Annotated in this window: 10 protein-coding genes and 2 pseudogenes; all 12 read right to left on the bottom strand. The window is 58.5% G+C overall.

Annotated features, from left to right (window positions below; genetic code table 11):
* Nucleotides 1-75: 75 nt before the first annotated feature.
* Nucleotides 76-705: pseudogene (locus tag IPK20_04945) on the bottom strand (LysE family translocator).
* A gap of 165 nt (nucleotides 706-870) precedes the next feature.
* Nucleotides 871-2406: pseudogene (locus IPK20_04940) on the bottom strand (IS1182 family transposase).
* Nucleotides 2407-2583: 177 nt separating this feature from the next.
* Nucleotides 2584-2850 carry a hypothetical protein gene (locus IPK20_04935; GenBank protein ID MBK8016115.1) on the bottom strand — a complete coding sequence of 89 codons (267 nt, stop codon included), beginning with the start codon at nucleotides 2848-2850 and terminating at the stop codon, nucleotides 2584-2586.
* 334 nt (nucleotides 2851-3184) lie between these two features.
* Nucleotides 3185-4168 (bottom strand): DUF2971 domain-containing protein, encoded by a 984-nt coding sequence (locus IPK20_04930; GenBank protein MBK8016114.1) that lies wholly within the window; start codon nucleotides 4166-4168, stop codon nucleotides 3185-3187.
* A gap of 99 nt (nucleotides 4169-4267) precedes the next feature.
* Nucleotides 4268-4975, bottom strand: coding sequence for a hypothetical protein (locus tag IPK20_04925; protein ID MBK8016113.1), 708 nt, complete (start codon nucleotides 4973-4975; stop codon nucleotides 4268-4270).
* 81 nt (nucleotides 4976-5056) lie between these two features.
* Complete coding sequence (locus IPK20_04920; protein MBK8016112.1) at nucleotides 5057-5482, bottom strand: hypothetical protein; 426 nt, start codon at nucleotides 5480-5482, stop codon at nucleotides 5057-5059.
* Between the two features lie 754 nt (nucleotides 5483-6236).
* Nucleotides 6237-6887 carry a DUF4304 domain-containing protein gene (locus IPK20_04915; protein ID MBK8016111.1) on the bottom strand — a complete coding sequence of 217 codons (651 nt, stop codon included), beginning with the start codon at nucleotides 6885-6887 and terminating at the stop codon, nucleotides 6237-6239.
* A 256-nt stretch (nucleotides 6888-7143) separates the two neighbouring features.
* The gene (locus tag IPK20_04910; protein MBK8016110.1) at nucleotides 7144-8676 is read right to left on the bottom strand and encodes an IS1182 family transposase; all 1533 of its coding nucleotides are present in this window, start codon (nucleotides 8674-8676) and stop codon (nucleotides 7144-7146) included.
* A 209-nt stretch (nucleotides 8677-8885) separates the two neighbouring features.
* Complete coding sequence (locus tag IPK20_04905; protein MBK8016109.1) at nucleotides 8886-9476, bottom strand: DUF1780 domain-containing protein; 591 nt, start codon at nucleotides 9474-9476, stop codon at nucleotides 8886-8888.
* A gap of 1130 nt (nucleotides 9477-10606) precedes the next feature.
* On the bottom strand, nucleotides 10607-11026 hold the full coding sequence (locus IPK20_04900) for a hypothetical protein (protein MBK8016108.1): 420 nt from the start codon (nucleotides 11024-11026) through the stop codon (nucleotides 10607-10609).
* A 126-nt stretch (nucleotides 11027-11152) separates the two neighbouring features.
* A complete protein-coding gene (locus IPK20_04895) occupies nucleotides 11153-12406 on the bottom strand; it encodes a pentapeptide repeat-containing protein (GenBank protein MBK8016107.1) in 1254 nt (417 codons plus the stop codon).
* 110 nt (nucleotides 12407-12516) lie between these two features.
* Nucleotides 12517-13032, bottom strand: a complete 516-nt coding sequence (locus tag IPK20_04890; GenBank protein MBK8016106.1) for a hypothetical protein — start codon at nucleotides 13030-13032, stop codon at nucleotides 12517-12519.
* Between the last annotated feature and the right edge of the window lie 132 nt (nucleotides 13033-13164).

Raw genomic sequence — 13164 nt, 5'->3', positions numbered from 1 at the left:
GCCGCCTAACCTTCAAGGTAACCGGCGCTCTGCCGGCTTTCGGCGGAGCGTCCGTGTTGACCGCAGGGTTAGCCGTCACGCGCGACGCTCCAACGCCAGCCTGACGCCGAGGCCAATGAGTACGGCCCCGCTCGTGCGATAGATCCACGCGAGGAAGCCGGGGCGAGAGCGCAGCCAACCGGACAACAGGCCGGCACTGAAACCAACTGGCCCCTTAACCAAGAAAGTGAGAGCAGCAAACGCGAGGCCGAGGACGAAACACACAGCGTAGGGTGGACAGCACCAGGCGACACAAACTGCGGCAAGAACGCGAAGTAAAAAAGACCGCGACCTTTGGATTGGAGACATTCGATAGCGCACCATTCAGGAACAACCGCGGCAGCGAGCGCGGAGCACCAGACGAAACGGCCAGTACCTGCTCTTTGGAGCGAAGCAACTGGATGCCCAAGTAAACGAGATATGCCGCGCCAACAAGCTTTAGGACCAGAAATAGCCACTCGGAAGTGCGCAAGACTGCACCTAGCCCCAGCGTGGCGAGGACGGTGTGGCCCACGAGGCTGACACTCACACCGGCAGCGGTAGCAACGCCAGCGGCAGCGCCTTGTGCAATTGAGCGTGACATGACGAGAACCATATCTTGCCCAGGTGTCACGATCAGCACGAGAGCGAAGCGACAGTAAATAGCAACCAAGAAATTTCAAGCATTGGCGATTCCTTGTGACGGCTAACGAGGCTGTAGAAAAAGCCGTCTGCGCGGCCAGATGGTATCGATCATACGTGGACACCGTTTTCCATGATGCTTGCGACTGTCGCACGCGGCAATCGCGACTATTGCAAACACGTCTCGATTCTCGTCCTCGCAATGGCCCCTCATCTCGCTTGCCTCGCCCTCATCAGCTTCTCGATGTCTGGAACCAGGCAGTACAACCGCCACTGCCCCTCCACCTTTTCCTGCTTCCGCAGCGTGAATCGGTCGAGCCCCTTGTTGTGCCGCTGATTCGCGAACACGGGCTCCACCGTCGCGAAGCGGCGGGTGATCATCCGGCGGCCTTGCTCGGTGTCGATCTTCCGGCGCATGCGCTCAATGGGACGTTCCATGGCGTGGGCGTGCTTGCCGATGAACACCGCGATCGATCTTGGTGAGTGCTGAGTGGGCTCTCTCAGGCAGCGCTGTCTCAGCGGGCAGTTCGCACAGCTGCTCTGCGCTGCCTTGAACTTGATCGCCCGCTGGCCGCCGATGTTGCAGTTGCCGCCGCTTCGGTAGAGCTTCTTCCCGGCAGGGCATACCGCGTGAGTCCCGTTCTCGCCTACGGTAAAGGCGGTCACAGGAAACCGTCCCTTCTTCGGTCGCTTGCCCGTCTTGTCCCAGAGCGCGTCTTCCTTCGCCTTGTGCTTCTCCTGTCCGGCGTAGCGCTCGTCACGCTCCCGGTAGCCGCGGTCGGCGATGTAGGCCTCGACCTTCTCCGGACTCCAGGTGGGCGAGGTTGGCTTCGCTGTGGTAGCCCGCATCGGCCACGATCACGCTCTCGGGCGTCAGAACAGGCTTCAGGTCTTCCACCATTCTCGGCAGCAGTGCCTGCTCCGAGCCTGTCCCGTGCGCCTGGGCGGCGACGATGATCCGGTGCTTCTCGTCCACCGCCGCCAAGCCGCAGTAGCCCTGCACGACGCCCTTGTCCGTGGACATCTTCGCCGACTCGTTGTCGGTGCGGTTGCTCAGCACCGGCTTCCCGCTCGCGCCGAGGCGGTCCCTGGGGTGCTTCTCCAGCCACGCCCGGATCTACCTGGCGTGCTCCCTCATCCGCTCGATCTTCTGCCTCTCCACGCGTCCGCTGTTCCTGCTCCGGTGGGATCTTCGCAGCGTCCTGCCTCCGATGCTCCGCGAGCATCTTTTCCACGGACTGTTCGACCTTCTGCGCTTCCCGTTCGAAGTCCTCCCGAAGACCGCTGCGGGACTTGGCCGCATTGCTCGGGAGCTTGACCCCGTCGATGGCGAACATCTCGTGGCCGATGAGGCCTTCGCGGTTGCAGATGACCAGCACCTGGGTGAAGAGCGACTGGATCGCCTCAGTGTGACGGCTGACGAAGCCTGCGAGGGCGGAGAAGTCCGGCTGGCTGTCCACACTCAGGGCGATGAACTGCACATGCTGGCGGCAGGCCCGCCGCGATGGCGCGGGAGCTGATCAGGCCGCGGCTGTAGCCGAACAGGATGACTTTGAGGAGAACGGAGGGGTGATAGGCGGGCGCGCCGGTGGCGTCGTTGCGGTAGGTCTCGATGAACGGCGTGAGGTCGAGTTCCTGATCTACCAGCACACTGACGGCGTGCTCGAAGGTGCCGGGGAGGATCTGCGCATCGAAGTCGACGGCGATGAACTTGAGGTTCCTGTCGACGGATCGGAAGTTCGGCATCGGCGACTTCTCCGCAGCAACGCTGTTGCGACGATGATGCCGAGGCCGGGATCGGCGATCAAGGGGAGAAAAGGGGTATTTCTACAGTCTCAACGTGTGAAATAACCGGCCGGGGAAAAGCGCAGCTTTTTCCCGGTCCGGTTGATTGATGGGTTAGCTTGCCATCCGATACGCACGCTAGCTTTTGAAGATGACATAGATGGCGGCTAGGGCGCTTATGACGGCAGCGCATGCCGCTACCCATGCTGCCATATGGGCGCTCTTGGTGGTTTTCAGGTTTTCATTCGCCAATATATCGGCGCGGGATTGTTCTTTCTGGTGCAGCCACTCGATCACGAGAGGTGTCTTTTGCTGCCCATACACGCCTTGGGCAAGCCGAGTTCGCACAGTAGGCTCTCCCTCCTGCTCCAGCTTTGCGAATAATTCTTCTGCGTCTGGGATCATTTCAGGTCGCTGCTCGGCCCGTTGTTAATTTAGGAACCCGATCCATTCTCCATCCTTGGAAAAGAGATTGAATCCTCGGTCAGAGTTATGAATGAGATAGCCTCGCCACTCACCTTCAACGCTGAACCAGTTGTACCCAGTGTCACTATTCGACGCAAAATATCCCTGCCATTTGCCGCTTAGACCGAAGAACAGCAGGAACCCACGTTCGGCTCGAACGGCCACTCCCGCAAGATCACCGTCGAGATCGAAGACCTAAAGCCCAGACCAAGTGGTTTTCGTAGGATCGATTGACGAGTTATACCGAGGGTTTAGCGATGAGTTGTACTGGGGGTTAATCGACGAGTTGTACTTGGGGTTTATTGATGAATTGTACGAAGGATTGATGGACGAGTTGTAGCTTGGGTTTGCCGAGGAGTTGTACTTCGGATTGATCGACGAGTTGTACTTTGGATTTATCGACGAATTGTATTTTGGATTGATCGAAGAGTTGTATTTCGGATCTCGGTCTGCCGGAAGGGTGAGAGCACAAGCAGCCGTCACATAAAGGCAAGACAGGAACCCCGCCAGAATCCTCGATACGTACCTCGACGCTACGTGATCCACAGATTTCACCAAGGCAAGGTAACGTTTGACTTGAGCGGCGCCGGTAGGCGTCCGCTTGAAGGATGGGTTCTGCGTCATCGGGAATATCAATCCTCGCTGCCCGATAGAGCGCCGACCGCGACACAGGCCCCTCAAAGTTTAGAGACTTCCTGAGGAAGTACGTCGCCATACGGATGTATGTCGCTTCCGCTCTTGGATCAAAAAGAATCGAGTCGACCAGGGAATGGGGGTCGATCCGCACGCGCAGATGCTGCGGCGGTTGAACGCCCTTCTTCGGCTGCAGAAAGGCGACGGCTCGAACCTCTGCTTCGTAGTCGAAGGCATCCCGCTTGACGTACAAGGCATCGACCGCTCGGTTCATGCTGAACGTCTGCTTGAGCTCCGCAGCGATCGTAGCCAAGCCTTCATCGACCTCCCTCGCTTGCTTATAAACAACTTCATCAAGTCGAAAAGTGGCGTTATAGGTTGCCTTGATTCGAGCCCCCACGACCAGAAGCTTCGATCGTGTCGACCGAATGCGAATAGCAGTTCGATCAGATGAATAGATGCGCCACATCGCATCAGAGACGGCTCTGGTACACCAGCACTGCGCAAAAGCTAACGAGCTTCCCTTATGCCGCAATACCTTCTCGTACGGGTCGTCCCATGATTCGGGACTGGCGAAGTGCAACTCGCGGGTTTCAAACAGGTCAACGACATGCCGCAGCGGCATGATGCGATAGAGATATGAGTGGCTGCTTCTGAGCATTCTCGTCGCTATGGGGCCGAACGACGCGGCTCAGCGGCGCAGCTTAGAGCCGCTGTATGCCTACTATTCATGCATTCTCGCCTGTACTACGACCTCTAGTTCTTTCAGCATTGCTTCGCCTTCCTTGCGAAAGCGATCGACGGCTGTGTTCGGTTCCTTATGTGGCTTGACTCGCTCCAAGGTTTCGCGAGCGACGAGTGCGTGCCAGATAAATTCGTCCATCACACTAAACCTCTCCTTTATGTCGCGCTTTAGAAAAATGCCATTCTTTGAAAGGTAGACATGCGATTCTCTTGATGCAGCCTTTGCGTCCGCTATGGAATGCCAGAAGATGTGCTCTTGGTAATACTTGTTCCTCTCTCGCGCGGATATCAACTCTTGCTTCTCCCAGTCCTGAAGCGGACACGCGGATAGGAACTCCGCAAGGTGCGCGTCCGTCATCCTTTCGAGGTCCGGATAGGATTGGAAGGGAGAGACGATAACGGAAGCTTTCCAATAAGCCTCGTTCAGTCTCCCCCACGCCTCTGGCAGAACGTCGTACTCCTTCTCGTTGAGCTTCGTCGCGCGGTCGAAGAGGGAGTTAATTCTGAATCGGAACTGTTCCAAGTCCTTCGCTTGCTCGTGCCTGAAGGCCTCGAGCCGTTCAGAGAATCGGGCGTCAATCCACTTCACAGCGAGCACTTTGAAGAGTCCGTACGCTATGGCAACTGCTCCGCCTCCATAGACAACGAGCTGTCCCAAATATCGAAAGAGCATCTCAAGCGTCAGCATGCGTGCGGCTCTAACGAAAAAGCTGTGAGGCCGAGCGCCGCAGACGACCGGTCCCGCACGAGCGCCGGGTTGGACTCCATGCTACGCGCACCCTTCAACGTATCTGAGATGCTTCCAAAGCCCAGCGTAGAAACGAACAACACGGCGGTTCTCGGTCTCGAATCGCCTGCCGAAGCGACCGTCTTGTAAGCGGAGAGTAAGGTAGTGGCCGTTACCCTCGAGATACTTGTGGGGTTCGACTTTCACCCTGGCACCATAGATCTTCTTTATCTGCTCCTCCGTGCTTCCAATCCGCACACCCGACCACGACACAACGCTCAGCGTGTCCACCTCTATCCGGGCGACTTCGCCGCCAATCATCATGAATGAGACGCCGCTCAGGTTTCCAGTTCTGCGTAGATGAAAGCACTCGTTGTTCGGAGAGAAGTCTTCCGCGACATGTGGACCCACTGCCTTCCCTACTTGAGCCGCCGTCATCCCAACACTGATCGGTCCGAGGCGATCCATACGCAATCGCCACGTCTCGCCTGCAGCGCTTGCGACAGAGGCAATCGCGGCAAGAGCCAGAAGGAATGCCGCGCACGGGGCGAACACTACGGGGTCCAACGTCTGACATAACCGGCGCTGCGCGGCTTCATCGCGCAGCGTCCGTGTTGATGGATGGGTTGGGCAGTGTTAGCTGGCAGGTTGTGACTACGATGTTCTCTCCTGGTTGAGCTTCTTGGTAAGTGTATTGATCCCCCCTTAGTACGCCCCATCCGCCCGGCTCGATCCAGTTACCGGAACAGAGCGGGGATTGGTTTAGATCATGGCCCCGATGGCCCTTGGCCACCCAAATGTAATGAGCCTCAAACTGATTTCCCCGATAGATGTAGCCAAACTTGAACATGTAGAGGCCGCGGCTGGGTTGAGATAGGTTGGCTAGATAACGGTATCCGCTTATTTCACGCTTACCCTCCGACAGCTTTACCCCCGACACATTCGTGCCAATTTGTTCTGGCCTGAGTGCCAGCAAGTAGGCTCGCACTTTGGGTTCATTTTGCTCAAGCCACCGCCCGAGCGACATTTCGCCACGAACCGCTGAGGTGACTATGAAGGCAGATATGGCAGCAATAGATTTCACGGCCCAACGTTCGAGCTGAGCGGGCCGGAACCGGCAGAGGCGCCTGGCCCTGTAGGGGACGATATGCGACTGGCCCCGCAAGGGCCAGGCGGCTCTGCCGGTGGAGGTCCGCTCGAGCGAGGGGTTAGGCATCACCGCTCAGGCGAGACCGTAAAGGTGCTTGAGGTACGCGACCTGCTGCACGTAGTTGCCGGGCCGGAGCAAGGTAGAAGGCGACGGGTTGGCCGCCTCTAGAGCGATGGCCGGCTCCAAGTCTGGTCTGTCGCGCAGAAAGCGATTCAGGACTGCCTGAGCTTGGTCCTTCCCGCCAAAACAGTGCGCAAACTCGACCGACGGGACCAAGTCAAAGGCCGGGACTGCTTGCTCTGCCAGCAAAGAGATCAGTCCAGCTGTGTCGCTGAAGCGCGCAAAGTAGGGGAGTACGTCGCTGCGTATGAACGCGACGGCATCTTCGATCGTTTGTCGACGGTCTCTGGGATCAGCTAGTTCCCACTGCACCAAGGCGTACTGAGTGCCGAGTAGGTGCACCATGCCTCCTGCAACGTGCGCGCTTGCCAGTTCGCTGGGCAGACGCTTCTGCCGCCACGCTTGAAGCGCACGCGAGGCCACCGTGGCATGTAGCCAAAGTTGTACATGGCGACCTGAAGCGTTGTAGTGGCTTGACTGGAAACTGACTTCCTCCTGGAAGTCTCCAGCTTGCCGCGAACAGCGTTGTTTACTTTTTGCGTACTTGAACCCTAGCCGAGCAAGCGCTTCGGCGATGGATAGGCAGGCGGCTTGGTACACCACACGAGCTGGCTCATTGCTAAGCAGGCCCGGTTCGGGGCGCTCAGGTGGCCACGGCTCAGTTTGTGGATGCGGCGGCTTGTATAGGACTTGGCGTGGCACAGCCTGTGATGCCTAACGAGGCTGTAGAAAAGTCGCCGTCGCGGCCAGACGTTGTCGATCATACGTCGACCGCGCTTTCGGCGACTTGGATGCCCGCAGCCGTCGATTTTGGCGACCGCCGGCGTGCGTACCGCGGTAGCGGTGTCCATACCGCCCCTCATCTCGCTTGCCTCGCCCTCATCAGCTTCTCGATGTTGTGAACCAGGCAGTACAACTGCCACTGCCCCTCCACCTTCTTCCTGCTTCGCAGCGTGAATCGGTCGAGCCCCTTGTTGTGCCGCAGATTCGCGAACACGGGCTCCACCGTCGCGAAGCGGCGGGTGATCATCCGGCGGCCTTGCTCGGTGTCGATCTTTCGGCGCATGCGCTCGATGGGTCGCTCCGGCGCGGACTCATGCTTGCCGAGGAATAGCGCTACCTGACGGACCGGTGTCTTGTCCGGTTTGCGCAGACACTGTGCTCTGAGCTTGCAGTTGCTGCACGCCGTCTGTGTCCCCTTGAATCCGATCGATCGCAGCCCACTGCGGTTGCAGTTGTTCCCGCTCCGGTAGAGGCGCTTCCCAGCGGGACAGATGCAGGTACTCAGGTCATCGGCAAACTTGAAGGCAGAGGGCGGGAACTGCTTCGGCCTCTGGTCCTTCGGACTCTTGTCCCAGAGCGCGTCGTCCTTCGCCTTGTGCCTCTCCTGTCCGGCGTAGCGCTCGTCCCTGTCCCGGTAACCACGGTCGGCGATGTAGGCCTCGACCTTCTCGGACTCCAGGTGGGCGAGGTTGGCTTCGCTGTGGTAGCCCGCGTCCGCGACGATCACGCTCTCCTCGGTCAGCACGGGCTTGAGGTCCTCCACCATCCCCGGCAGCAGTGCCTGCTCCGAGCCTGTCCCGTGCGCCTGGGCGGCGACGATGATCTGGTGCTTCTCGTCCACCGCCGCCACGCCGCAGTAGCCCTGCACGACGCCCTTGTCCGTGGACATCTTCGCCGACTCGTTGTCGGTGCGGTTGCTCAGCACCGGCTTCCCGCTCGCGCCGAGGCGGTCCCTGGGGTGCTTCTCCAGCCACGCCCGGATTTGCCTGGCGTGCTCCCGCATCCGCTCGATCTTCTGGGCCTCACGTGCCCGCTGTTCCTGCCCCGGTGGGATCTTCGCAGCGTCCTGCCTCCGATGCTCCGCGAGCATCTTCTCCACAGACTGTTCGACCTTCTGCGCTTCCCGTTCGAAGTCCTCCCGCAGCCCGCTGCGGGACTTCGCCGCATTGCTCGGGAGCTTGACCCCGTCGATGGCGAACATCTCGTGGCCGATGAGGCCTTCGCGGTTGCAGATGACCAGCACCTGGGTGAAGAGCGACTGGATCGCCTCGCCGTGACGGCTGACGAAGCCTGCGAGGGTGGAGAAGTCCGGCTGGCTGTCCGCGCTCAGGGCGATGAACTGCACGTGCTGCCGGCAGGCCGCGGCGATGGCGCGGGAGCTGATCAGGCCGCGGCTGTAGCCGAACAGGATGACTTTGAGGAGAACCGAGGGGTGATAGGCGGGCGCGCCGGTGGCGTCGTTGCGGTAGGTCTCGATGAACGGCGTGAGGTCGAGTTCCTGATCTACCAGCACGCTGACGGCGTGCTCGAACGTGCCGGGGAGGATCTGCGCATCGAAGTCGACGGCGATGAACTTGAGGTTCCTGTCGACGGATCGGAAGTTCGGCATCGGCGACTTCTCCGCAGCAACGCTGTTGCTACGATGATGCCGAGGCCCAGATCGGCGATCAAGGGGAGAACGGGGGTTTTTCTACAGCCTCAACGATAAGCTTCAGACGACGCCGACGGTGGGCGAAGCCCGCCTTTGGCGGTCGGCTGTAAGCGCTGGTTGGGCAGCGTGCCTTTCACGCGGACTTCCGCAAGGTGACACTCCCAACCTTATCTATAAGGAACTGCGGAGCAGTGGACTTGGCAACAAAGACGTAACTTCCCCATCCAAATACCGCGGAAACCGAACGCCACGAAAACTCCGAGAGCCGCTCGCAGTTCGGCCACGCTCCAGGACACGGCAAGTGCTCCAAAAGATTCACGTAGATCAAAGAGATCCGTCGTCGCGCGAAATGCGCGGACATACTTATCCGACATCGACGGCATTCGCGATTCAACTAGGTTCACGAGTTCTGATGGCAGCAAGTGTTTCGGGGAGAAGTCCTTAAGAAGTTCTTGTGGATCACGCGCACGCTCCGCTTTGAGCAGTGCCTCTTTGTACTCTGCATGCCTCTTACGCCCAGGGTCGAGTATCTCCTTAACCTCGGCATGGAAGTCACGGAATATCAGGTCAGGGGGATCCGAGGGCGGGGCCATCACCTCGCCTTCGACAAACGAGAGGTTAAGGTTCTGAAGGAACTCGCGTCCAACCCAGAGATTGCGTTCGATGGCGTTGCCACTCCGGAAGTATTCCACCGAGGCCCGTAGCGCCTCTCTTTGGTCCTGAAGATACCGGGAGGTATTCACGTCAAAGATGCCCAACGTTTGAGCTGAGCCGACCGTGGAGGCGAGGCGCCCTGGCCGCGAAGCGGATGATAGACAGCACCGGTTCGCGGCCAGGGTGCCTTGCCGGTGCGGGTCGGCTCGAGCGAAGGGTTAGGCCTCACTCTTCGCCCCAGGCGAGTTGCGGATCGGGTTTGCCAGTTGCTAGCCAGTGCGTCAGAGCGCCTAGAGCAGCCGCGAGAGGGACGGTTGAGTTCTCGTCTACGGAGAACGTGGTGCCTACGTCGCTTGTGAACGCGACCGTGCGACCTGTAGCGATCGCCTCAGTTCGTTTGGCGTAGTAGCCCATGTGCTACAGCAAACGAACATGGGCGACGCCATCGTGGTTGTTGAAGACTAGGAAGTTGCCAAGATCAGCGCCGTCACGAATGTTTGCCACGGTGAGCACTGAGTTCGGTTGAACTCGATCGGTCACCCAACGCAATGTCTCCTCTGGCGTAGGAAAAGACGCGATCAGGGGTGGATTCAGGTACGCCCCCGTAGACCAACTCAAGCTCGAACTTCGATGAACTGGGCGGACGGTGCATATGAGGCCTAACGATTGAGTTGAGCGGCGCGCGCGCCGACGCATGAGCTTGGCACTTTATCCCTCACGCGTCCGCTCCAACGAATTGTTGGACGCACCCCGCAAGCGAGTCCGAAGAGATCGCCAAAAGTGACGGCGTCTGACACTTCCGCGAAGCGTGCGCCCTTATACCGGGCCGAGAGCGTACGGAAAAGTGACTCCACTTCCATCGCGTCTGGTGCGGATTTGTCTGGATAGCACGCCCTGTAGAGTCCTAAGAGGGTGTCAGCAGGACCCAATTGCAACGCGCGTCGGCGCTCAAAGCCGAACTCGTCCACGACGAAGTAGAGAAACTCGCGTATGGCATCTCTTGGCTCGTCCGGGAACGCCTCTCGCCAGGCGCTGCCTGCACAGCTTCGCGTCCAATAGACTTTGAGCGCCGCGCGACGCCGCCGCTCGAGTGCACAGACCAGGCAGCACCGAGACCAAACACGACAAGCAGGGCAACTGTCTCGACGTTCACGTGCGTCCTAACGTTTGAATGCACCGGCCTTGCGCGGCTTTATGCGCAAGGTCCGGTGGAATGATGGGTTGGGCGACTGCCTCAATTGCACGTTGCTGATCCCTTGCGAAGTCGCCTCTTAAGGTAGAACACAGCAGCCCTTGCATGTCCTGCTACTACCGAGTTTTCGTGAGACGTGAAAGGCGCAATGCGTTTTAATTGGGCCTCCGTCCCGACCACTGCTGCAACCTGAACAGCACGACACAGGAAATTCGGATCAGCGGATAACAGCGCCAGTTCGGTAATTTGGTTGGCCCGGGTGAGAAACGATGGGTTGCCCTTCATTCTATCGGCAACAATTTCTTGCAGGTGCTCAACACCAACATAGCCAGGCGGCTCACCACGGGTCTGACTCCAGGTGAATGAATTGCCGTGCGGCCCGTTGCGTAGAAACCACCTCCATAGCTCATCCGTCGGGTCACCACCGAGGCGTCGAATCTCAGCTGTAAGTGCACCATTCATAACTAGTGTGGCCGAGTACTAAGCCGCCCAACGCTTCGCATCACCTGCCGGCAGAAGCGGGCGCAGCCCGCTGTAGCCGGTCGGGTGCATGCATTTGTTGGGCGTCACTTCCGAATGGAAGACGATTCATTTGCATGCCCGATCCCTTAGCGACTTCACATTTGAGCGATCACGTGTGTCGTTGACCAGCCAATGGTTTGGCCTTGAGGGATGCTTAACTACTTGCCATCGCTCTCGCTCGAAGCCCTTAGGCAATTCACCTCTGAAATCCGGATCAAACCACAATAGATCCGGACCCAAGATCACGTCTTGGAAGTCCGCGTTAGTCAGATCCGCACGCCCCAAGTGTACGGTGTCCAATGATGGCACGCTGAAATCGCCGTATCCTGGACGCTTGCTTCCCACGAAATCAAAGCCGCGCATTTCCACATGCGCAAACTTGGCTCGATCTAGAGTTGCCGATATGAGAAATACGTCAGTAAAGTCCGCGCACGTGAAATCCGCATCATCGAGACGAGCAGGCGACTGAATCTGAGGTTCGCTGAACCTTACAAACATGAGCCGCGACCCTCGAAGACTGGCGCCCTGCAGGTCCACCCCACTCAGGGAGATGTCCCGAAGTAGGGTGCCTGATAGATCTGAATTTGCGAACGTGCCGCCCTGCAAGGATGACGCGCCGAGGTTCACGCGGCTCGCGGCTAAACTCATGAGCAGTTGGGCTCGCTCGGGACTAAGTGGCCGAGTTCCGAGGACCGGCGAATTGGGCCCCATGAATTGAAATGTCATAACTCGAGCCCAGAAGTCGCTAGGTAAGGGAGATTTGGCTTCCTCGGCACTTCCACCACCGGTTGGATACGTTACGAAGTAATAAGGCCTTAGCGATCTCGATAGCGCGACGATCCGCGCACCTAGCTCGGCAGAGGGATTGAAAAGCCTTTCGCGATCTTTGCTGGACGCCTTCGATCGCTCATCTCGGAGCTGATCGAGGATGCTTGTAAGTTCGAAGATCAAAGCTGCTCGTCGCTGGGCCTCCGCTAGATGAGTCTGAACATCGAGACGCTCATTCTGGCTCTGCAGCAGCGCATTGGCCTGCCACGCCAGTATTATTCCGAGTACACCTGCAATTCCGACCGCGCTGATCACCGATGTTGTCGTAGCACGGCCAAGCACAGTCCACGCTAGCGCTGATACGGACGCCTTTCGATAAGCTCCTCCTCTGCGCCAGTTTTGGACGCAACTAATAACTGCTTGCGGAAATCGGCGTTCACGCTCGAGCAATTCGAGTTGCACCGCTTCCCGGTGTTCCGCGATCGCCTTCGCGACGGGCTCAGGTATTTGCGAATCGGTTGCCTCGACTCCATTTGTCTGTTCGGAATTCATGGGGGACTAAGTTGCTCGCGACGCCCAACGTAGAGCTAACCGGCGCTGCGCGGCTTTATCGCGCAGCGTCCAGCGACCGAAGGGAGCGAGGTTGAGCGCCATGTTGGGCGTCATTGCTGCTGTTTGCAGTTCTTACCTTCTTTATCACAGACACCTTTCGTCGTCTTCTTGGAAGTTGTCGTGGTAGTTGGACCGGAGCCAGACAGGCAAACCGTGCAATTTAGATCACCATGACAGTTCTCGATGTGGTTAATGGCGTCGCCTTGACATTGAGCTAGATCCAACTCGCGACGCTCAATCTTTGGCTTGCAGGAATCGCACACTAGTTTGTTTCCTTCTACTCGGCACTTTGCGCAGCTTTTGACGTACGAGCCACCCGGCAGCTCCGAGTAGGATTCTCGCGTTGGTGCATTCAGACAGTAGTATTTGTACTCGTCAAGCGGCTGTGATTGTCGGCAGATTGCGCGAGCGTTGGCTAGCGCTGTCTCTTTGGTAGAGCCGGTCGCGCTGTAGGTCGGCGCGGCGCCGCCAATTTGCCAAGTGGCATTCACCTGCCACCAAGCGTGCGCGGTGGTAGCCACACTCAGGATAAGAACTGCGACGACAGTTTTCAGGGTTGAATACATGTGATAACTCCTCTGTTGTTAGCATTTCGATAGGTCTTCTTACACTGACGCCCAACTAAAAGTCGACCGCAGTTTGACGCATAACATTCTGAGCCTCCTCTGTGACGCGAAACAACACGTCGACGAGACGCA

The sequence above is a fragment of the Betaproteobacteria bacterium genome (genome assembly GCA_016713305.1).
Taxonomy (GTDB): Bacteria; Pseudomonadota; Gammaproteobacteria; order Burkholderiales.
Note: the sequence above shows the minus strand (reverse complement) of the source record. Positions and strands in the feature narration are given on the sequence as shown.